Raw genomic sequence first — 21,002 nt, 5'->3', positions numbered from 1 at the left:
TTCACTATCTAATACGGAACTTTTGGAAATTTGCCAAAAATGAGCGCAAAAAAAGCAGCAAATCTTTTTCGGATTTACTGCTTCATGTGCCGCTGCGGGGCGGCGGGATATTCAGTTTCTATGTTATCGGTCAAGCCGGAACTTGAACAGGCTTTCAATCAGCTTTGTTCTGATGTAGTCCTCCATATCAGAGTTGTAATAGCCGTTCATCTTAGAGAAGTAGCGGATATATCCAGCGTATCGGTCAAGGACGGCTTGTATCGCTATGGGGTCGCCCTCATGTGCCTTTATGATAGTGTCATAGGGGAGAAGTCGGTTACTCATGGGACAGCACCTCCATTTCCTCTTTCAGCCGCTTCAAGGCAAGCCGTATATGCCGCCCGATTGTGCTGCGTGTCCAGCCGCTTTGTTCTCCGATTTCTTTCTGCGTCAAGTGCTGAAAGTAGTACAAAAAGATTTCTTCCTGCGTCTGTTCCGGCAATCGGGCAAGAGCAGCCGCAAGAGAATGCTCATGTACGGTAAGGAAGCAAGCAACCGAAAACAAGAGATAGACCGCCAGCACTACACTATTCCGAACCAAAGACCAAAAGATAAGCATTGTGGGAAAATCTAAACTTTTGGATTTTCCTACAATGCCAACTACGGCGGAATCCCTCCCACTCCTTATATCTTTCTGTATACATTGAATTTGTATTTAGTAAAATGCAGACAACACCACGGATCGGCTTTTGGTTGGACAATTCCAACCAAACACCACAGCAGACAGCAGAAAACATTCTGAACGCTAGGAAGCCGGTATGATTGTTACATATAAGGGGAAGAAAAATTTCTTTTAGGTACTTGCTTTCCTAAAACTGATGTGATACAATGATTAAAACTGATGTGATACAATGATTTAATCCAGAAAAGGAGTAAAAAATATGCGGCAAGGTATTCTTAAATAAAACTATAATCAAATAGTGGGAACAAAGGATTATGATAGCTCCTTTTGTAGGGGCTTAGTTTTTTGTACCCAATTTAAGAATACTTTTGCCTTATCAATTTTGACATATCCCCAAAAACAGCAATCACAAACAGGTGTATGCTGTATATGTGTATGTCCGCAACTTATAATCCCCAGTGGTAAAAGTATTTTACTGCTGGGGATTTTTATGCCCTTTGGGGCTGTAAAGGGAGGACAATCACATGAAAATAATCAATATTGGAATTCTTGCCCATGTAGACGCTGGAAAGACGACCTTGACGGAGAGCCTGCTATATGCCAGCGGAGCCATTTCAGAACCGGGGAGCGTCGAAAAAGGGACAACGAGGACGGACACCATGTTTTTGGAGCGGCAGCGTGGGATTACCATTCAAGCGGCAGTCACTTCCTTCCAGTGGCACAGATGTAAAGTTAACATTGTGGATACGCCCGGCCACATGGATTTTTTGGCGGAGGTGTACCGCTCTTTGGCTGTTTTAGATGGGGCCATCTTGGTGATCTCCGCTAAAGATGGCGTGCAGGCCCAGACCCGTATTCTGTTCCATGCCCTGCGGAAAATGAACATTCCCACCGTTATCTTTATCAACAAGATCGACCAGGCTGGCGTTGATTTGCAGAGCGTGGTTCAGTCTGTTCGGGATAAGCTCTCCGCCGATATTATCATCAAGCAGACGGTGTCGCTGTCCCCGGAAATAGTCCTGGAGGAAAATACCGACATAGAAGCATGGGATGCGGTCATCGAAAATAACGATGAATTATTGGAAAAGTATATCGCAGGAGAACCAATCAGCCGGGAAAAACTTGCGCGGGAGGAACAGCAGCGGGTTCAAGACGCCTCCCTGTTCCCGGTCTATTATGGCAGCGCCAAAAAGGGCCTTGGCATTCAACCGTTGATGGATGCGGTGACAGGGCTGTTCCAACCGATTGGGGAACAGGGGGGCGCCGCCCTATGCGGCAGCGTTTTCAAGGTTGAGTACACCGATTGCGGCCAGCGGCGTGTCTATCTACGGTTATACAGCGGAACGCTGCGCCTGCGGGATACGGTGGCCCTGGCCGGGAGAGAAAAGCTGAAAATCACAGAGATGCGTATTCCATCCAAAGGGGAAATTGTTCGGACAGACACCGCTTATCAGGGTGAAATTGTTATCCTTCCCAGCGACAGCGTGAGGTTAAACGATGTATTAGGGGACCAAACCCGGCTCCCTCGTAAAAGGTGGCGCGAGGACCCCCTCCCCATGCTGCGGACGACGATTGCGCCGAAAACGGCAGCGCAAAGAGAACGGCTGCTGGACGCTCTTACGCAACTTGCGGATACTGACCCGCTTTTGCGTTGCGAAGTGGATTCCATCACCCATGAGATCATTCTTTCTTTTTTGGGCCGGGTGCAGTTGGAGGTTGTTTCCGCTTTGCTGTCGGAAAAATACAAGCTTGAAACAGTGGTAAAGGAACCCTCCGTCATTTATATGGAGCGGCCGCTCAAAGCAGCCAGCCACACCATCCATATCGAGGTGCCGCCCAACCCGTTTTGGGCATCCATAGGACTGTCTGTTACACCACTCTCGCTTGGCTCCGGTGTACAATACGAGAGCCGGGTTTCGCTGGGATACTTGAACCAGAGTTTTCAAAACGCTGTCAGGGATGGTATCCGTTACGGGCTGGAGCAGGGCTTGTTCGGCTGGAACGTAACGGACTGTAAGATTTGCTTTGAATACGGGCTTTATTACAGTCCGGTCAGCACGCCGGCGGACTTCCGCTCATTGGCCCCGATTGTATTGGAACAGGCATTGAAGGAATCGGGGACGCAGCTGCTGGAACCTTATCTCTCCTTCATCCTCTATGCGCCCCAGGAATACCTTTCCAGGGCTTATCATGATGCACCGAAATACTGTGCCACCATCGAAACGGCCCAGGTAAAAAAGGATGAAGTTGTCTTTACTGGCGAGATTCCCGCCCGCTGTATACAGGCATACCGTACTGATCTGGCCTTTTACACCAACGGGCGGAGCGTATGCCTTACAGAGCTGAAAGGATATCAGGCCGCTGTCGGTCAGCCGGTCATCCAGCCCCGCCGCCCGAATAGCCGTATAGATAAGGTTCGGCATATGTTCCACAAGTTAGCTTAACAGCTTGCAAAAGTCATATAAAATGAGATTTGAAAGGAGAATGTAACTTCATGTTTGCTAAAAATTCAAAGGCATATTCTGTCTACCTGCTGTTCCGATTTGTCTGTTCCCTGGCGGTTTCTATGTCCACAGTGCTTTCCATCGTGTACCACCTGGAGGTGGTGCAGCTGGATGCTTTCCAGCTTGTCCTGGTAGGGACGGTTCAGGAGACCTCCTGCTTTCTGTTCGAGATGCCCACCGGTGTGGTGGCGGATTTGTATAGCCGTCGGCGCTCGGTGCTGATTGGAATGTTCCTCTACGGCCTGGGCTTTCTGATGGAGGGTGCGCTGCCGTGGTTCGCGCCGGTTCTGCTGGCCCAGGTTGTCTGGGGTTGCGGTGATACCTTCATCACCGGCGCTCTGGAGGCGTGGATTGCCTCGGAGGAAGAGGACAAACCCATAGACAAGGTGTTCCTGCGGGGCAGTCAAATGGGGCAAATCGGCGGCGTTCTGGGCGTGGTGCTGGGCACACTGCTGGGAAACATAAACCTGCAAATGCCTGTCATCTTGGGGGGCAGTTTGTGCTTGTTGTTGGGGCTGGTGATGGTTCGCATCATGCCAGAAACCAACTTCTCCCCTGCTATTGAGGAACGGCAGGGCTTGCTTAAAGACTTTGTCTGCCTGTTCAAGCTCAACCTGGGCTTTGTGAAAGGCGCACCTGTGTTGCTGGCGCTCTTAGCAATCACACTATGCGGGGGACTTGCCAGTGAAGGCTTTGACCGGCTCTCCACCGCTCATTTTCTGGATGACACGGTAATACCCGTTATCGGGCCGCTGAACAGCGTCACTTGGTTCGGTGTTATCAGTCTTATCGGCAACGGCTTAGGTATTCTGGCTTCTCAGTTGCTCATCGCCCGCATGGAGAAAAAAGGGACTGTCAGCCGAACCAGTGTGGTCATGTCCACCAGCGCCGGGTATATCCTGTGCCTGGTTCTCTTCGCGGTGGGGCGGAGCTTTTGGTTCATGTTGTTGGTGTTCCTGCTGGCGGGGCTTATGCGCACCATCAAGGAGCCTGTGCTGGCCGCCTGGATGCAAGACCATGTGGATGAGAAAATGCGCGCCACAGTCTTTTCCACCAGCGGACAGCTGGACTCTTTCGGGCAGATCATCGGCGGGCCTATTGTGGGGCTGGTAGCCCAGCAGGTGTCCATACCCTGGGGGCTGGTCTGTACCGCTTTCCTGCTGTTGCCCGCGCTGTTCTTAGTGCCGGTGGCGGGAAAGAAGCGGGATTGATATGGCATAGTTAAGTTTACTGACGAGCGGGAGATTACTTCCGCTCGTCTTCATTTAGTAGCGCAAAATTTGAGGACTCTTTATTTCCTTATTCGGTATAGCGGAGGCGGCTGTCAATTCGACATAATTTTCTTGTGATACTTTACCGTACATGAGCATTACTGGCAGGGTTGTCCTGGCCGTAACCTTCCAGAAGATTTACCACGCCCCAGATACCAAGGCCTGCGCCCAGGGCAATCACAAGGGTCTGCAAAACGTCAACTGCGCTGTTGAAAAATTCCATAAATCATATCCTCCTAAAAATGTATTTGAGCTATTCCGTTACATCAATCTCGTACACATCGAAGCTGTCCGTGGGCTTTACCACAGCGCGCTGCTTCTTCATGTACCGTTCCATGTCAAAGACATTTTTAGGGTCGGCGTCGGCAGTGTACCGGTAATTCGGGTGCTTTGTCAGGTCGTACTTCTCCGATAGGAACGGGCGCACGCCCCGCAGCATGAAGATACACTTGCCCCCGTCCATTACTGCCAATTCGTCCTGTGTCATCAGCTCCTTTCCCAATTTTTGATATGTAAGGCCGTGGGAAGTCTGGGCGCCCCGGTTTTCGGACTGGTTATAGGAGTCAATGGTCTCCTTTCCCAGAAGCTCGGATATTTCTTTGAGCGTGGACTTCTCCTTGCCTCCCAAAAACAAGGTGCTGTCGCAGTTACCCACAATGGTATCCGCCGCGTCCTTGTAGATGGTCTTTAACTGGCTCTGCGACTGTAAAATAATCGAAGCCGATATTTCACGGCTCCGGATGGTGGCGATCAGCTTATCGAAGTTCGGTATCTGGCCGATGTTCGCGAACTCATCCAGGATGAGCCGGACATGGACAGGCAGCCGCCCGCCGTAGAAGTCATCGGCCTTGTCGCAGAGAAGGTTGAATAATTGTGAATACATCAGGGCGGCCACAAAGTTGAAGGTGCTGTCCGTATCGGAAATGATAACGAACAGCGCCGTCTTGCTGTCGCCCAGGGTGTCAAGCTCCAGTTCGTCCGTCTCCATCAGGTCCCGGAGCTCTTTTATGTCAAAGGGGGCTAATCTGGCCCCGCAGGAAATCAATATGGATTTCAGAGTTTTGCCGGCCGCCATCTTAAATTTGCGGTACTGCTTCACGGCGAAGTGGTCCGGTTCCTTTTCCTCCAGCTGCTGGAACAGGATATCCACCGGGCTTTGATAGGTCTCGTCATCCTCCCTGGCTTCACTGGCGTTGATCAGGTCCAGAAGGGTAATGAAGTTGCGTTCTTCCTCCGGCGCCTCGTACCAGATGTAGCCGATCAGGGCCGAATAGTACAGCCGCTCGGCTTTGACCCAGAAATCTTCGGAGGATTTTTCCCCTTCCCCCTTTGTGTTCAGGATCAGTGCGTTTACCAGCTTTAGGATATCCTTCTCGGAACGGATGTACGCCAGCGGGTTATATCTCATGGACTTCTTGAAGTTAATGAGATTGAGGCACTTGATCCGGTATTTCTTACGCTCCAGGAAGGAGCCGACCTCCGGCAGGAGGGTGCCCTTCGGATCGGTACAGACATAGGAGGAATGTGCCTGGAGCAGGGAAGGCTTGCAGAAGAACCTTGTTTTTCCGCTCCCTGAGCCGCCGATGACTAAAATGTTTTTATTCCTGGCGTACTTCGGCTGCTTCGGGCGGCTCGACATGGTGATCCGCTCCGTCTGCGTCATAGGGATGTTGTTGAAAAAATCCTTATCTACGAAAGGGGCGATATCGGCTGCCGTTCCCCATGAAGCGTTTTGTCAAGTGCTTTTCGCAATTTATTGACGCAAAACAGGATTTTTTCAAGAGAAAAGCCCCATGCGGTCAACATGGGGCGAGTTGATAAAGTGAAAGTGCGAAAGTGCAAGGTGCAAAGGCTCTGCGTTTTGCACTTTCATTTTGCAGTTTCGGGCGGCTGCTTCTTCTTGATGAAGTTGTACCATTGACTTCCAACGCGCCTTGCGCCCAATATGCCGCCCATGCTGCGCTTGGCATTTTGTACCGTTCTTTCGGATATTCCGGCTTCGGCTGCCGCCTTGACAATATCCTCGCTTGCCATTTCCTTACCGTCTGCAAGTAAATCGAGTATCAACCTTTCCGCTTGCTCGGTCTTGGTTTCGGTGTTGCCGCCTGTGCCGGACAGCAGTTCATCAGCGGTAATGTCATATTCGCCTATCCATGAAAAGCCGCTTTCCGCGCCCAACGAAAACGCCATAGGCTTACCCTCCGGTGCAAGGGAAGATTTGTCGTGAATGATAACGCGCACATTCGGCTCTCGTTTCACGCGCCCTATGAGCAGCACACTACGAGCGGCGGCTCGGAAGTCGATAGAGCCTAATCCCCGGTATGCGCTCTGACCTCCGGCAGCTTTGTTCAAGTGCCCGATAAGCACAACGGCACACCCGGTACGCTCTGCAACTTCGGCAAGGCGGCGAAAGATAGGGCGTATTTCGTTTGCCTTGTTCATATCCGTTTTTTCGCCTACATACGCCTGTATGGGGTCAAGGATTATAAGACGCGCCCCGGTCTGCCGGATTGCCCTTTCTATGCGTTCATCGGATAAGGACAATTCCTGTTTGCCCTCGTCAATGACAAGTACCCGGTCAAGGTCTGCGTCCGCTTCCATAAGGCGCGGCTTGACGGTATCGCCCAAACCGTCCTCTGCGGTCTGATAGATAACATTAAAAGGCTCATGCTCTGCCATAGCCGGAAAGGGCTTGCGGTTGGTACAGGCGGCGCAAAGGCGCAGGGCAAGGGTGGTTTTTCCCTCGCCGGGGTTGCCCTGTACGATTGTTACCTTTCCAAAAGGGATATACGGCTCCCATAGCCATTCAACGGTCTGTGTGTCAACCTCGCTCATGCGGATAATTTCAACGGTTTCTTCCTGTTGCGGCTCACGCAAGCCATAGACAGCTTCGCGCAGATATTTTCCGTCTGTAATTTCCTCTTTACGCTGTAAAACCTCGTTCCAGTCTTTGAACAACGGTACAAGGCGATTGACGGTGTAGCCTTGGGGGATAATGCTGTTAAGGCGGCTGCAAGCGTCTGTCCCGGCTTTGTCGCTGTCAAGGCAGAGATAGACGGTCTTGATATTCGGACGGTCAGAGAGAAAACGCAGCAGGGCTTTTTCACTCACGCCGCCCAATGACAGATAGCTTTGTTTCTGCCATTCCTTTTTGAACAGGCAGAGGAAAGATAACAGGTCAATGGGGGCTTCAAAGACAAAAAGCCTTTCGCCCTCGCCCCGGTAGCAGAAGTTAAAAGTCTTGTCGCTGCCTTTCACATCAAGCCGGAAGCTGCCCACCGTTCCCCGTTGGTGGGCATATCTCGGTATGCCGCTTTCATCTCTGCCGACAAATACGGCGTTATGGTGGGCGGCTTCCTCGTAGAGATCGCCGCAGGAAAAGAAAAAGCCCGACACATCTTCATCAATGCGCCGGGCGGCTGTAAGGTAGTTCCTCGCTGTTTGGTTGTCGGGGCTTTTGGGTGGTAGTCTGAATTGCAGATAGACGGGTGGGGGTGCTTCGCCCCGTTCGCCTATCAGCATTTCAACGGCTTCAAGAAAACTTTTGCCGTAAAACTCCATGACAAAATCAATCGGACCGCCGCCTTTGCTCTGGCTGTGCCGATACCATCTGTTTTCTCTGACCGTAAAGCTGTCGTGCCGTTTCCAACGGTACTCCTGTCCGGCGCGTTCAAGCTGTTCGCCCTGGGCTTGCAGGAATGATACAAGGTCGGTCTGATTTGCCCGGTCAATCTGTTCTTTGGTGTAGGTCATAGGGAAATATCCTCCTTTTTGCGTCTTGGTGTTTGGTGTGTCTGTTCCTGTGTGCGCTGCTCGGCTTGCTCTACAATATCAATGCACTTTCGGATTTGCTGTAACTCCTTAACCTCGCTGCGCTTTGTTTTCAGTTCTTCATATTCGCCTGTGGATTGGGCTTTCAGTTCGTCAAATTCTTTCTGCCACTCGGACACCTTGAAAGACTTTGTACCCTCCGGCAGATTTGCGTGCAGGAAACGGTTGGCGGCGTTCCAGATAATGAGGTCGCTTTCGTGGGCTTGCTCAAATTTTTCTCTCTTTTTGCCCCATCCGTTTTTCAGCGTTTTCAGTTCATCGTGAATGGGCTTCAAGCGGTTGTAGTTGCTGCCATGCTCGATAAACTTTTCCAATGTCCTCATGCGCTTCTGCTTGGCAACAACGCTTGTATTCAGCCGCTTTGCTTCTTCATCAACAGAGGAAAGGGCAGCGTCCAAATCTTCAAGGGTAGCAATGCCCTTGCTTTGCAGATAGACAATCGCCTTGCTGATTTTTTGCAATTCCCCGGCAGTATGCTGTTGCTGCCAGCCCTGTGAATACTTCCGGCTTTTCTCTCGTTCAATGCTCAAATACCTTGTAAGCAGCGTGGCAATATCGGGAGAGTGCGGGGCAGCTTGCAGTTGCTTCTTAGCGGCGAAAACCTCCGCAAGCCATTCTTTCAAGCTGTCGATATAGCCCCGGATTTCCCGCATAAGTCGGTTGGTCTTTTGTATCATGCGGTTGATTTCTCCCTTGTCGGTGGCTATGCCTTTCTTCTCCATTTGGGAAGCTGCAACACCCATGTGGACGGTGGGGAGTTCCTCAATACCACGCTCTGCATGGCTGCGGTGGTCGATACGCTCCGCGCTGCCGCTTCGCTCTAAATAGTCGTTGGCAAGGTCAGCCCACGCCTTGCGCCATAGGTCGGCGTTCTCCTGCCTGTTCCAGTCCATAAGGTCAACCTTGCGCGTCTTGTATCTGCCGCTTGGCAGCTTTACGCGCTCCCCATTTTCGTCAAGGACATATTCCTTTTTTGACTTCGCCGCCCATGTGCCTTTTTCATCAAGGGGGCGCATAGTCAAAAGGATATGAGCGTGTGGGTTGCCGTTGCCTGTGTCGTGGATATTGAAGTCGGCGCACATTCCTTTGGAAACAAATTGAGAGGAACAGTATTCCCGGACAAGGCGGGTCTGTTCCTCTCTTGAAAGTTCAACAGGTAGGGCGATTTCGATTTCCCTCGCAAGCTGTGAGTTATTCGATTTTTCGATTTGCTCCACGCTGTTCCATAGAATAGAACGGTCAGAGAAAGAGGGTGGGGCATGGGGCGGCAGCATGATTTCAGAATGAACAACGCCGCCTTTTCTTGTATAGTCGTGGGTCAGTCCGTCCCACTCGTTTGTCAGCTTCTCTCCGGCGCGGTAGGCTGCTGCGGCTACGGCAGATTTGCCCTTTCCCCGGCTGACAATCTTAATGCTGCAATGGTAGATTGCGATAGTATCACCTCCCGATACGGTCAACAAAACCCCATGAAAGTGAATAGCTTGCAAAGCAAGGTGTTCGCTTTCGTGGGGTACACAAAAGGGTAGACAGCGCAAGCTGTCGCAGGGAAAGTGTAGGTTTCCCTGTCGCGGCGCAAGCCGCCAATCTCTGCACAAGGCAATAATGCCCGGTGCGGAGATAAAGCCCTCGGCAGAGCGCACACGCCCGTTAGGGTGTATAAGTGCGCCCTTGTGTGCAAGGGTAATTCTTCGGTGTCGCTTCTCCGGCTCGTTTTCTCAAAAACTCCTGCGCTTTGTCGCTGAAAACCGCGGTGTAGAGGAAGTCGCGGGCTTCCTGTTCTGACATATCAATGAGTGCCGGGACAAGGCTTTCAAGGTAGCCGCCCCGCGAACAAAGACGGTGGTTGCGCTCCTTGCGCTTCTCAATGGCAAGTTTGCGGTCAAGCATTTTGTTCCTGTTCTCATACTGCCGGATTTTCTTCTGTGTCAGTTCCATTTCGGCGTTACATTCCTCGATGGTGGTCGGTGGTTTTTTCTTCGACATGGTAGCCCTCCTTTTTGATTTTTAGTAAAAGAAAAGGGCGGCTACTTCGGTTTGGAAATAGTCGCCCTGTTGGGGAATTATGTTATTGTTATTTGAATAATATTATTCTGCCGCGTCTGTGTTACTTTTATCTGCTTTCTTCATTTTCAAGGAGCCCAAAATAAAGACAGCTCCGAAAATGAAACAAAGGACAGACCAGATAGCAAGGTCAGAGAAGCTACCGTAATTTACAATTCCCAGCAGTCCGCCCAACAGATAGAATACTCCGGCAACAATTCCGCCGCCTTTGCTCTTTCGGGTTGCTACTCCAACGATGCCTGCAATCAGCATACAGAAAGCAAGCAACATTCCTGATGTTCCGCTTACTTCGCCGTTATCTGCTAAAGCATTTCCTAATCCGGCAGCGCAAGATTGAAAAGCTACTAAAACAAATAAAACCATGCTGATAATTCCGATTACTAATTTTGCCGTTTTCATGTTGCACACCTCATCTCGTTACGGATTTAATGTAATTACCTCATTTGCAAAATCTTCGCCCATAAAATCATCAGCATCGTATGCTCTAAACAGGACTTCGATTTCTTCCACTTCGGTAATTCCGTTTTCCTCTAAAGTTGTATCAGACCATGCCATAGAACTAAATGCACATTTTCCGGCAGAAACAGAAGTTGCATAGAATGGGTCTGCCATAAAGCCGTTTACAGATGCGTCATCAACGCTGAACATTACCGTTTTGTCTGTCTTGTTCAGCAAGAACAGATTGGCAGTATAGCCCCATATCTCATCATCTTCATAGCCTGTTACGATAACAGTAACATAATCATTATCGATAATCACATTATCAGTAGCCTGTGCTTCTCTCACAAATGCAACAGCGTTTTCTTCTCCGTATGGATAGACATGGATTGTTTCCTTTCCAACAGGGTCAGCAGACCAATCATTGCTATCATACACCTTGAAAGTCAATTCAATATCTGTGTATTCAACAATACCATTTTCCTCAAGAGTATCGGTGCTAAAGTTGATTTCTTCGTTAGCCTTTTTGCCAGCAGCTACCTCGCTTGCAAACATTGGATCGCACTGAACACCATTGATGGAAGCACTCTCGACAGAGAACATATAGGTTTTCTCTGTGGACTTGTTTTCAAGCTGTGCTTTCAGAGTGTAGCCCCACATATTATCGGGGTCGATTTCGGTAATTTTTACCGCACACTCTGCGTTGTCAATGGCAACAACTTCCTCAAATACGATTTGATTTTCGGTGTTGTCGTTTTCGGTGCTTTCTTCATTTTGAGAAGAAGCGGGGGCATCGTCAGATGCGTCAGGTGTCGCTTCTCCGCCACAAGCTGCAAGAGATAGCACTAAAGCAAGCGAAAGAAGCAAGGTTACAAGTTTTTTCATTCCATTCCCTCCGTTATTAAAAAGTGTAACTTTCCAAATTTAAAAAAGCGACTCATAGAATTATTTCCTCCCGTTAAATAATAGATAACTATTAAAAATAGACAATACTTGCTCATAAGTAATGGTACTTAAATTGTTTACTTTGGCGTGTTTCATTGCTTGATGAAACTGATTTTTAGTAAACAGTTGACGATATTCTCGATTGACCCATTTTGAAACAAAGTACGTATATAGCTTCCAATATTTATCTGGAACATCTGTGGTATGGCGGGTAAGTTTTATTAAGACACTGTTTACTTTTGGTTTAGGATGAAAGCATTCCGCTGGCAGCTTAAGCAATTGCTGAATCGAGACTTGAGTGTGCAAGAGCAACCCTAGTGTTCGGTGAATATCCAAGGTACGCTTGTAGAATCCTTCTTCAACAATCAGATAGATGTCAGACGCACGGCTTTCAAAAACCACTTTTTTAATAATTTGTGTGCTTAAATGGTAAGGAATATTCCCAACAATTTTATACCTCTGTTTGTTAGGGAATTGAAACTGTAGAATATCTTGGTGAATTAAAGTGACACGAGTATTCAGTTTTAATTTTTCTGACGATAAGTTGAATAGATGACTGTCTAATTCAATAGACGTTACCTGTTTACTTATTTTAGCCAGTTTCGTCGTTAAATGCCCTTTACCTGTTCCAATTTCGTAAACGGTATCGGTTTCTTTTAAATTCAATTGTTTTATTATTTGGTTGAGTACTTTTTCACTCGTTAAAAAGTTTTGAGAATATTTTATATTTTTGTTCATGTAATCTCTCCTGAAGTGATTACATCTATAAACAAATACAGAAGTTAAACGATTTGTTTGTAATTTTAGTTATCTGTTTAAAAAGTCATAAGATTAGTCACTGGTAGGAATTAATCTAACGTATTTATTTATCTGCGTAATCACTGTTTTTAGTCTGTTTCAAAACAGTAGATGTTTTATCTACATTACGCATTTGGAATACCAACATGACGAATCCCTCCTTCTTAATTACAAATTTTTAGCATCTAATTTAACTTCAATTCCTATTATACAAAATTTTAAGATAATGCACTATCAACACACTCTTAAGTTTGCTTCTAAGTCTTATTTCCATAACTTCTTTTACGTTTCCGCCATTCTTTGCTGTTTCGATTTTTATGATATGGTGCAAGTCAGCACGAACACGAACCGTCTTATCTCCCATTATATCTTTTTTTGCACTGATTGGTGTATCATTTCGTTTTTCTTTTTGTGCGCCTAAATTTCCCACAATCACTCACTTCTTTCTATTTCTTCTTATTCTTATTTTATCATCAACAATCACAAATCACTTGTGATTTGTGATAAGTGATTTGTGATAAGTGATTTGTGATTAATATATAAAAGCCCTCTTTAAAGGGCTTTTATGTTTATTTTGAGAAAGATATAAAATCAATATATCCCTTTTCCCCAATTTTTACAACGGCATTGTAGGGCTTTTTCTCTTTGTTTTTGATTCCTTTTACCAGGGTTTCTTTTCCCTCCAGTAATTCTTTTACATTCGTTTTGGTTAGTTTTTTCTTTCTAAAATGTTCAGCTAAAGTAAACTTACATTCAGGATAATTTGAACAACCATAAAACGATTTTTTTAATACAATATTGTTGCCACACTTAGGACATTTTCCTACAAGGGGTCCCGAGCGCTTAGTGGGAATTTGTACCCCTTATCGATACAAATTCCCCGTAGGCGCTAGGGACCTCTTTAGCTTCTTGGAAGCTGTCAGTAGTATATCTAATAATTTATCTCCATTCCCTTTAGTAACGTGTACTTTCCTGTAAACGCATTTTATCGACAAATTAGCCGGGATATAAACGAATATTTACATTTCAAGACTTGAAAAACGCCGTCTGAAGAAGTATAATATTAAATACCTATAAGCAATAGGCGGTTTACAGGAAAGTACACCTTTCTGTAAAACCGCCTATTTACAATAATTTGGCTTTTTCGTAGATTTCTGCCCGGTAGCGAAAGGTCGCAAGGGGCATACCACACTCTTTTGCGGCTGCTGTGCCGGTAATTTTCCCGGCACGCCACCTCTGATAAACAGCATGAAAGTTATCCGGCAAGGGGCGTGGTGGTCGCCCAAAGCGCACACCCCGCGCCTTTGCTGCCGCGATACCCTCTGTTTGCCGCTGTCTGATATTGGTGCGCTCGTTTTCTGCCACAAAGGACAGCACTTGAAGCACAATATCCGAGAGAAATGTTCCCATAAGGTCTTTTCCCCGGCGCGTATCAAGCAGGGGCATATCCAAAACCACAATGTCAACGCCCTTGTCCTTTGTGATGATACGCCATTGCTGTAAGATTTCTTCATAGTTGCGTCCCAGACGATCTATGCTCTTGATATAGAGCAGGTCGTCTTTTTTCATTTTTCTAAGCAGCTTTTTGTACTGTGGACGCTCAAAATCTTTGCCGGATTGCTTATCCATAAAGATATTCTTATCTGAAACGCCTACCTCGCGTAAGGCGATAAGCTGCCTGTCCTCGTTTTGTTCTCTTGTGCTGACACGCACATAGCCGTAAATGCTTCCAGTCAATTTTTATCCTCCTGTTCGTTTTACATAGACATCAACCGTCCTTACCTAATAATTTTACTGTATCTTTGTGTCATGGCTTGCTTTTCCCGGCTGAAATACCATGCTTCTTTGCATAGTCGCTTGCCGCCTGTCTGCGTTCCTCGCTGTATGGTGCGGTCAGACGGAAAGAGAAGCGTCCCTTTGCAATCTCAAACTCCATACAGCCCGTTTCCGGGTCGCTGTCGGTCAGCTTACAGACAGAGGGGAAGCGGCGGCTGTACGCGGTCAGCCTGTTCTTCAAGTCGGTGTTGTGGGTGCGGATATGGATAAGGGGGTCTTTCTCGTCAAACCAAATATCGGTGGTCTTTTCCTGCTTTTTCAGTCCTGTTTTCATAAACTCTCCTTTCTGCGCCCCTGTTACGCAGTAGGGGCATTTTTCGGGTGTTTTCTTCGGCTCTTGACTTGGGAAAAACGGCGTTTTTTCAATAGAAAATGCTCTGGCGATACATTCCTCGTCCAGAGTGTTCCAATCGTCAAATATTCCGTTTTTACGGCTCTTGACCGTCAGACGCAGAAAAATGCGAATAGTCGGCAAGTATCGCTTTCAGCAGCTTGTCGCGGAATGTTTCTGCGCTTCTGTGATTGAAAAACAACTCCGCAACGATGGTCTGTCCGTTCCGCTGTGTTGTGATGATACCATCCGGCTGCTTCTGCGCGGTGGTTGTGGTTTTCTTTTCTGTCATTGGGTCACTCCTTCCTTTGGGTGCAAAAAAAGGATTTCCCATAGTTGGAAAATCCCTTTCTGCTGTCGGTTATTCTGTTTTACGATACGGGCAGCGCAGCGGCTTGCGCCTTTCGCTTTGCCCGATATTCCCGCGCCTTGATGCGTTCATACTCCCGGCGTTTTTCAAGGTTTTTCGCCCGGTATTCCTTTGAGTAGTTCCGATGATAAGCGCGGCTCTTTTCCTTTTGGGCTTCTTCGATTTTCTCCCGCATTTGCCGGATTTCTTCCTCTGTCGGCTCTGCAAGCTGTGTCAGTTCGTTTTCAAACTTGCCGATATAGCTGAAATATATCCCGATATGCTGAACAGCTTGTTTTGCCCTTTTCTTATCGCGCTCATGCACTTCAATTCTGCTGATAAATTCATTGAGAATGGCGGGGGTAAGGTCGGTAAAGGCGGCGTAGCGTTCTATCAGCTTCAAAAACTTATGCGCCCATCCTCCTGCGTCCTCAAACGCGGATAACTGTTCTTTGAGTTCTGCAAGTTCCGCTTTCAGCGTATAGTATTCCTCCGAATATTTCTGTGACATTTGCTCGTATCGGTCTTGTGGGATAGCACCGAGGGCGTTATCCTCGTAGAGTTTATTCAGCACCTTGTCAATCTGTTCAAGGCGTGTTGTAATTTGCGGAATACGCTTCTGCTGTTTTTTGCTCTTGTCCGTCTGCTGCATATCAAGGTTTTTTCGGACTAATGCTTCAAATTCCTCCCGGTTGCTTATGGAGTATTCTGCAACTTTTTTCAGAACATCCGCGATAGTCTGCATGACTAAATCAGCGTCTATGATGTGCGGGGAATTGCATTTGGGATTTTTGGCTTTGCCCTTGTGGTACTCGCTGCAAAAGGCAACATGACGCTTGCCGCCGTTCCTGTAATCTATGCGAATGTGCATTTTTGCGCCGCAGTCTTTACAGAACATCAAGCCCGACAAAGGGTGGATTTCTCCGTCCCCGTTAGGGCGTCTGACAGGCGCGTTTTCCAAAATCCGCTGTACGGTTTCAAAGTCGGCGCGGTCGATAATCGGCTCATGCACATTCTCGGTTATCTGCCATTCGCTTTTATCTACATAGTGGTTGCGCTTGTCCCGAAAATGCTTTGTGGTCTTGAAATTGACAACATCACCACAATACTCCTGCCTTGTGAGTATCTTGGTTAAGGTTGCTTTGTTCCATTTATAGCGATTTTCCTCGTTCAGCGGTCTGCTTTTCGCTGTCCCTCTGTCGTGCTGTTTGAGGTAGAACGTAGGCGTGAGGATTTGCTCGTTTTTGAGATATACGGCAATTTGGTTTCTGTTCTTCCCGCCGATAAACAGACGGAAAATCAAGCGTACCACTTCGGCGGCTTCCTCGTCGATTATCCAAAAATCCTTGTTGTTCGGGTCTTTCATATATCCGTATGGGGCTTCGGTGGCGATGGGTTTGCCGCTTGCACCCTTGGTCCTGATACCCGTTTTTACTTTCTTGCTGATGTCCTTTGCGTACCACTCCGACATGATATTGATAAAGGGCGCAAACTCCAATGTATCGGGATTGTCGCTGTCTATGCCGTTATTGACCGCGATAAAGCGGACATTGTTCCGTCTGAATACCTCCATTGCATTGCCGACTTGGAGATAATCACGCCCCCAGCGCGTCAGGTCTTTCATAATGCAGACGCCTATTTTTCCGTTTTCCACATCCTCCATCATGCGGGAATAGGCAGAGCGGTCAAAGAACCTGCCGCTTTCGTCATCGTCAATGTAGTGCCGGATATTGGTTAATCTCTGCTGTTGGGCGTACCGTTCCAGAAATGCCTTTTGGTTTACAATGCTGTTGCTCTCGCCGCCATCTCTGTCCTCGTCCCCGACGGAAAGGCGGGAGTAAAGGGCTGTAATTTTATTATATTCGTTCATGTGCATACCTCCTGCGTCCACATAGTTTTCCTTACAGTTAAGATTATGCACCACACCGGGCGCTGCCGTATTCCATGCCGTGGCGGTATTTTTTCGCGTTCTTTCCCTTCATGTAGACCGCCAGCCGGAGGATCAGCGCCCCGGCAATGCCGATCAGCAGGTCCGCCGGCTCCAGGCTCGGCGCCGGGGAGGCAAAAGCCATGGAAAATCCGTCCCGGATGGAGAGCAGCTTTGCGGAAAGGTCCGCGCCGGGGGCAAGCCGGAAGGCCTGGGCCAGTTTGTCGAAAGGATAGGCGAACAGGAGATAGGGGAGGTTCGTCAGGATCAGTTTTTTTATGTTCATCGCTGCACGCTCCGATCCCTGGTTTTGACCTTCTCCCGGTCCAGTGTCCGGTGCTCCGGTTTCCGCTCCGCCTGTTCTTTCGCCTGCTCCAAACGATCCCGGATGGCGGGCTTTTCCTCCCGTCCCATCCTGCAGCCGGCAAACTCCTGGAAGGCCGCCGTGATGGCGTCCGCGTCCCGGCTCTTGAAAAAGACCAGGTAGCGGGGCTGCTCGGCGGCGGTGTCCTTCTTCAGGGCAAAATCCACATGGTATTTCTTCGCCACATGAGTAAAGGCTTTGATATTTTTGTCGCTGATCTCGATATTGGCAAGCCCGGCGTTCTGGGAGGCCAGCTGTCTGAGGGTCTGCTTGCCCCGGTATATTTTCGGCTGCCTGCTTTTCCGGATTTCCTCCAGGAACTTCTTCACCGCCTTTTCAAACACCTGCTCGCTCATTTTGGCCCCGTTGACGATCAGCGTCACGGTCCTGCCTGTCACTTCTTCCTGCATTTAACCCCTCCCTCGCTTTCCGTCCCCGTACATGTCGTGCTGTACCAGGGAAGAATAATAATTGCCGATGGTAGCCGGGGCGTTATACAGGGCGGCCAGCAGATATTTCTTGATGTTGCGGACATAGGTGGTGTTCTCCCGCATACAGTCCATGACGTACCGCACATGGGAACTGTCCAGCTTCATAAAGCGGGATTTGACTACCTCCGCCGGGTAATCGTCCCCGGCAATGCGGATTGTCTTTCGTGCGGAGCATACCGTATCTACGATCAGTTCCGCGATCTCGTCCAGCTGCTCCCGGTCGATGTGGTCGTCCTGGATCAGATACCTGTACTCAATGTTGTCCAGAATGATTTCACGATAGACCTCCCTGGCTCCCATCCCATCCGTTCCCATCCCTGTCCCTGCCGGGGGCTGCCCCATAAGGGGTTGGGGATTTGATTGGATAGGATTTGATGACTCCGTACTTGATAAATCAGTTATTGATCCATAGTTACTTGATTCTTTAGTATTTAATTGTGCGGGGTTTCCCTGTTCAGGTTTTCCCAAGACAGGGTTATCCAAGACTGGATTTGCCTGAACTGGATTTTCCCGTCCAGGTTTTTCCCGTTCAGGTTCCGGCTGCCGGGGCTGCTCCAGGATGGTGTACTCAATCGCCCCAAGCTGCCCGTTGGCGTTCCGGACACGCTCCCGGATCACATAGCCCTGTTCCTCCAGCTCCCGCACCCCGGCGCAGATACTGTCCACGCCATCCTTGCAGATACGGGCAAGACCCTTTGTGGTATAGTCCCATCCTTCCGGCAGGGAGAGCATGAGGGATAAAAGCCCTTTCGCTTTCAGGGACAGCGCCGTGTTCCGCAGATGGTGGTTTGACATGACCGTGTAATCACGGGTCTTTTCGATACGGAAAACCGCCATGCCGTTTACCTCCTTCCTCATGGATTGAAAAAGTGTTGATTTTCGTGGAAAATGCCCTCTGTCATCTGCCGCCCTGTTCATCAGGGGAAAGAATATGGGCGGCTTTCATACCGCCGCCCACAGAAGGGAAAACAGGGGATTTTCCACCCCATTTGATACATTTTTTAAGCCCTACAGCTCACGGTCGCGCCGGTCATAGAGCAGATCGCCCCCGCGTACCTTCGCATGGTTCCTGATTTTGATAAATCCCTTCTCCTGGTTCTCCAGGGCTTTGCCGTAACCGGCTTCGGTCAGGAACAGGCGCATTTTTTCTCCCTTCCATCCCATGGGGGAGTCATGGGAGAGGACGTCAAAGACGATCATGTGCCGGGTGTCCGGGTCAAACCGTTCCAGAGCCATGATATCGTGTCCGGCCAGCTTCTGCGCTCCGGACTTCTGCCTGGCCTCCGCCAGCATTTCCCCGATGGTCTGGGGCTTTCCCGGCAGACGGTAATTTGCCTGGACCTCCCGGATCAAATCCATGCACTCCTTGTTTGACAGGGAGCGCAGCTTCGCCATGAGGCTTTCCGCCGTATCCCTGGTGGCCTGGTTCCTTGACAGGCGCCAGGTCATGTAAATTTCATTCAGGACAGCGTTCGGGTCTGTACTCTCGATCTGGTACGCCATCCTCATTTCTGCTTCGTTCAGTTTCATTTATTCGGCTCCTTTCTTTCACTCCAATATGAGCAGGAAATAAATTGTTAAATTTTCGTGCTATGTATTGTTTTCTTCGTGCAAGTAGAATATAATATAACTACCAGCATGAAGGGAGATGATAGTATGGCTGGCTCTACTACGAATATCAGTATCCGTATGGACTCTGACCTTAAAGCACAAGCCGATGCGCTGTTTAACGAACTGGGTATGAATATCTCTACTGCGTTCAATATCTTTGTCCGTCAGTCACTTCGGGAAGGCAGGATACCCTTTGACATTTCTCTGAATCAGCCCAACAAGGAGACGATTGCCGCCATGTTGGAAGCAGAAAGGATTGCAAAAGACCCGTCCGTGAAAGGCTATACCAATCTGGATGAGCTGTTTGCCGACCTTGAAAAATGACAGAAACGAAGTATATCGTCAAGCCCACTACGCAGTTCAGAAAGGACTACAAACTGGCAGTCAAGCGAGGACTGAAAATCGATCTGCTAAAGGATATCATCGCCGCTCTAGCTATGGGAGAGAAACTTCCTGAAAAAAACAAGGATCATGCGCTGACCGGAAACTGGGTAGGACATCGGGAATGTCATATTCTTCCGGACTGGCTGCTGATCTACCGCATTGAAGATGAAGTATTGGTTCTGACCTTAGCCAGGACCGGCAGCCACAGTGATCTATTTGGAAAATAATTTCTGAACGCTAAGCAGCCGCAGGTTTTCGCCTGCGGCTGCTTAAGCTCCAATACTTATTCTATTTCTTCTGCAGCTTCTTCCTCTGTTTCTGCGGCTTCTTCCATCCCAAGCCAATCTTCAAAGGACTTTCTGGAAATGCGGATCATATTGCCAATGCGGATGATCTTAAATGCTCCTGACTTTGCCAGCTTGTAAGCCGAAGCCTTTCCAATTCCCAGAATAGCGGCTATGTCGTCCACTGTATAGGTTCTGTTCTGCGGAGCCTTATTTTCATTCGAGATACTCATAATGACCTCCAAAGCGTACCGGCATTTTTTACAACAGCAAATGTGAAATGCCGATGGTATAAGGCCTCCCGCGCTGGTTTCCTGCTAATAATTTGCTAATTTGACCCTGCGGACACCCCATTATGAGGCGGCATTCTGCGGATTTTTAGGCAGTTTGACCAGGCGCCGGGTGAGGCTATTTACAACGAGAAATCATTGGAAGTCATCAGGTAAACATTGTGCGAAGCCGAACGCCATACTCCTAAGCGGTAGGTCGGAGGTTCAAATCCTCTTAGCGACGCCAAAAATCCCGCCGAAAACGTTGATTTTTCAAGGTTTTCGGCGTTTTCTATTTTCCGAGAAAAGTTGAACTTATAAAAATATGTGATTAGCAGGAATGATTTTTGCTAATCAAATTTATCGAGAAAGATTGAACTCCGCATGTCATAGTCATCCATTTCTTTCTCTAAATATGGAGTAAACGCATAGGCAATTTGATTAGTAAACTTAAAAGCTTTACCTTCAAGATAGCAAGCATATTCTTCTTGAAGAATACTTTTAACAGGAAATGTCATTATGAGTATTCTGGACGATTCTGAACCGTCATTCCGGAAACACAGTACCGTGATTCCGCTTTGATGGATACCGCAATTCTGGGCATTGAATACCGTGATTCCGGTCAAAGGATACCGATTTTCTTTATA

24 protein-coding genes and 3 pseudogenes are annotated in these 21,002 nt (G+C 48.3%); 4 read left to right on the top strand and 23 right to left on the bottom strand.

Features of this window, described 5'->3' with window-relative positions; genetic code table 11:
- Nucleotides 1-123: 123 nt before the first annotated feature.
- Nucleotides 124-324, bottom strand: coding sequence for a helix-turn-helix domain-containing protein (locus LKD70_RS14655; protein WP_006858003.1), 201 nt, complete (start codon nt 322-324; stop codon nt 124-126).
- Nucleotides 317-598 carry a sigma-70 family RNA polymerase sigma factor gene (locus LKD70_RS14650; RefSeq protein WP_330411767.1) on the bottom strand — a complete coding sequence of 94 codons (282 nt, stop codon included), beginning with the start codon at nt 596-598 and terminating at the stop codon, nt 317-319. The genes LKD70_RS14655 and LKD70_RS14650 overlap by 8 nt, the downstream gene beginning before the upstream one ends.
- Nucleotides 599-1,185: 587 nt before the next feature.
- Here LKD70_RS14650 and tet(W) point away from each other — a divergent pair.
- Nucleotides 1,186-3,105: a tetracycline resistance ribosomal protection protein Tet(W) gene (gene tet(W) / locus LKD70_RS14645; protein ID WP_227708652.1), complete on the top strand. Its 1,920-nt coding sequence runs from the start codon at nt 1,186-1,188 to the stop codon at nt 3,103-3,105.
- 50 nt (nt 3,106-3,155) lie between these two features.
- Nucleotides 3,156-4,376: a tetracycline efflux MFS transporter Tet(40) gene (gene tet(40) / locus LKD70_RS14640; protein WP_101692534.1), complete on the top strand. Its 1,221-nt coding sequence runs from the start codon at nt 3,156-3,158 to the stop codon at nt 4,374-4,376.
- Between the two features lie 154 nt (nt 4,377-4,530).
- On the opposite strand, the pseudogene LKD70_RS14635 reads toward tet(40), so the two are convergent.
- The 19 genes and pseudogenes from LKD70_RS14635 to LKD70_RS14540 all read right to left on the bottom strand — a co-directional run.
- A pseudogene (locus LKD70_RS14635) lies at nt 4,531-4,659 on the bottom strand (Maff2 family mobile element protein); the annotation flags it as partial.
- Between the two features lie 30 nt (nt 4,660-4,689).
- Nucleotides 4,690-6,168, bottom strand: a pseudogene (locus LKD70_RS14630) (VirD4-like conjugal transfer protein, CD1115 family); the annotation flags it as partial.
- A 137-nt stretch (nt 6,169-6,305) separates the two neighbouring features.
- Nucleotides 6,306-8,189 carry an AAA family ATPase gene (locus tag LKD70_RS14625; protein ID WP_227708651.1) on the bottom strand — a complete coding sequence of 628 codons (1,884 nt, stop codon included), beginning with the start codon at nt 8,187-8,189 and terminating at the stop codon, nt 6,306-6,308.
- A complete protein-coding gene (mobQ, locus tag LKD70_RS14620; protein WP_207732087.1) occupies nt 8,186-9,724 on the bottom strand; it encodes a MobQ family relaxase in 1,539 nt (512 codons plus the stop codon). The genes LKD70_RS14625 and mobQ overlap by 4 nt, the downstream gene beginning before the upstream one ends.
- A gap of 190 nt (nt 9,725-9,914) precedes the next feature.
- The gene (locus tag LKD70_RS14615) at nt 9,915-10,250 is read right to left on the bottom strand and encodes a DUF3847 domain-containing protein (RefSeq protein ID WP_071143482.1); all 336 of its coding nucleotides are present in this window, start codon (nt 10,248-10,250) and stop codon (nt 9,915-9,917) included.
- Between the two features lie 102 nt (nt 10,251-10,352).
- Nucleotides 10,353-10,727, bottom strand: a complete 375-nt coding sequence (locus LKD70_RS14610; protein WP_072851246.1) for a hypothetical protein — start codon at nt 10,725-10,727, stop codon at nt 10,353-10,355.
- An 18-nt stretch (nt 10,728-10,745) separates the two neighbouring features.
- The gene (locus LKD70_RS18955) at nt 10,746-11,651 is read right to left on the bottom strand and encodes a hypothetical protein (RefSeq protein WP_178801768.1); all 906 of its coding nucleotides are present in this window, start codon (nt 11,649-11,651) and stop codon (nt 10,746-10,748) included.
- A gap of 60 nt (nt 11,652-11,711) precedes the next feature.
- A complete protein-coding gene (gene erm(B), locus LKD70_RS14595) occupies nt 11,712-12,449 on the bottom strand; it encodes a 23S rRNA (adenine(2058)-N(6))-methyltransferase Erm(B) (RefSeq protein ID WP_001038795.1) in 738 nt (245 codons plus the stop codon).
- Nucleotides 12,450-12,573: 124 nt separating this feature from the next.
- Nucleotides 12,574-12,657 (bottom strand): 23S rRNA methyltransferase attenuation leader peptide, encoded by an 84-nt coding sequence (locus LKD70_RS14590; RefSeq protein WP_001814874.1) that lies wholly within the window; start codon nt 12,655-12,657, stop codon nt 12,574-12,576.
- A gap of 48 nt (nt 12,658-12,705) precedes the next feature.
- Nucleotides 12,706-12,939, bottom strand: a complete 234-nt coding sequence (locus LKD70_RS14585; protein WP_000527319.1) for a peptide-binding protein — start codon at nt 12,937-12,939, stop codon at nt 12,706-12,708.
- Nucleotides 12,940-13,078: 139 nt separating this feature from the next.
- Entirely contained in the window at nt 13,079-13,363 is a 285-nt protein-coding gene (locus tag LKD70_RS14580; protein WP_002326770.1) for a topoisomerase C-terminal repeat-containing protein, read from the bottom strand.
- Nucleotides 13,364-13,634: 271 nt separating this feature from the next.
- A complete protein-coding gene (locus LKD70_RS14575) occupies nt 13,635-14,246 on the bottom strand; it encodes a recombinase family protein (protein WP_071143484.1) in 612 nt (203 codons plus the stop codon).
- A gap of 70 nt (nt 14,247-14,316) precedes the next feature.
- Nucleotides 14,317-14,619 (bottom strand): hypothetical protein, encoded by a 303-nt coding sequence (locus tag LKD70_RS14570; protein WP_071143485.1) that lies wholly within the window; start codon nt 14,617-14,619, stop codon nt 14,317-14,319.
- Nucleotides 14,620-14,773: 154 nt separating this feature from the next.
- The gene (locus tag LKD70_RS14565) at nt 14,774-14,968 is read right to left on the bottom strand and encodes a transposon-encoded TnpW family protein (RefSeq protein ID WP_071143486.1); all 195 of its coding nucleotides are present in this window, start codon (nt 14,966-14,968) and stop codon (nt 14,774-14,776) included.
- A gap of 79 nt (nt 14,969-15,047) precedes the next feature.
- On the bottom strand, nt 15,048-16,895 hold the full coding sequence (locus LKD70_RS14560; protein WP_207732025.1) for a recombinase family protein: 1,848 nt from the start codon (nt 16,893-16,895) through the stop codon (nt 15,048-15,050).
- Between the two features lie 49 nt (nt 16,896-16,944).
- Nucleotides 16,945-17,238, bottom strand: a pseudogene (locus tag LKD70_RS14555) (conjugal transfer protein TraG); the annotation flags it as partial.
- Nucleotides 17,235-17,726: a PcfB family protein gene (locus tag LKD70_RS14550; RefSeq protein WP_227708650.1), complete on the bottom strand. Its 492-nt coding sequence runs from the start codon at nt 17,724-17,726 to the stop codon at nt 17,235-17,237. The pseudogene LKD70_RS14555 and the gene LKD70_RS14550, both read right to left, overlap by 4 nt.
- The gene (locus LKD70_RS14545) at nt 17,727-18,644 is read right to left on the bottom strand and encodes a DUF6017 domain-containing protein (protein WP_227708649.1); all 918 of its coding nucleotides are present in this window, start codon (nt 18,642-18,644) and stop codon (nt 17,727-17,729) included. It lies immediately after the preceding gene.
- Between the two features lie 171 nt (nt 18,645-18,815).
- On the bottom strand, nt 18,816-19,166 hold the full coding sequence (locus tag LKD70_RS14540) for a DUF5720 family protein (RefSeq protein WP_407690982.1): 351 nt from the start codon (nt 19,164-19,166) through the stop codon (nt 18,816-18,818).
- 297 nt (nt 19,167-19,463) lie between these two features.
- On the opposite strand from LKD70_RS14540, the gene LKD70_RS14535 reads away from it, so the two are divergent.
- Nucleotides 19,464-19,742, top strand: a complete 279-nt coding sequence (locus LKD70_RS14535; protein ID WP_227708647.1) for a type II toxin-antitoxin system RelB/DinJ family antitoxin — start codon at nt 19,464-19,466, stop codon at nt 19,740-19,742.
- Nucleotides 19,739-20,029 (top strand): type II toxin-antitoxin system YafQ family toxin, encoded by a 291-nt coding sequence (locus LKD70_RS14530; RefSeq protein ID WP_227708646.1) that lies wholly within the window; start codon nt 19,739-19,741, stop codon nt 20,027-20,029. Before LKD70_RS14535 ends, LKD70_RS14530 begins: the two co-directional genes overlap by 4 nt.
- Nucleotides 20,030-20,085: 56 nt before the next feature.
- Here LKD70_RS14530 and LKD70_RS14525 read toward each other — a convergent pair whose 3' ends face one another.
- Nucleotides 20,086-20,319, bottom strand: coding sequence for a helix-turn-helix domain-containing protein (locus LKD70_RS14525; protein WP_227708645.1), 234 nt, complete (start codon nt 20,317-20,319; stop codon nt 20,086-20,088).
- A 386-nt stretch (nt 20,320-20,705) separates the two neighbouring features.
- A partial coding sequence (locus LKD70_RS14520; protein WP_227708644.1) for a hypothetical protein occupies nt 20,706-21,002 on the bottom strand: 297 nt, incomplete at its 5' end.

Origin of the sequence: Ruminococcus turbiniformis (assembly GCF_020687545.1) — a bacterium.
Classification (GTDB): domain Bacteria; phylum Bacillota; class Clostridia; order Lachnospirales; family Lachnospiraceae; genus Mediterraneibacter; species Mediterraneibacter turbiniformis.
Note: the sequence above shows the minus strand (reverse complement) of the source record. Positions and strands in the feature narration are given on the sequence as shown.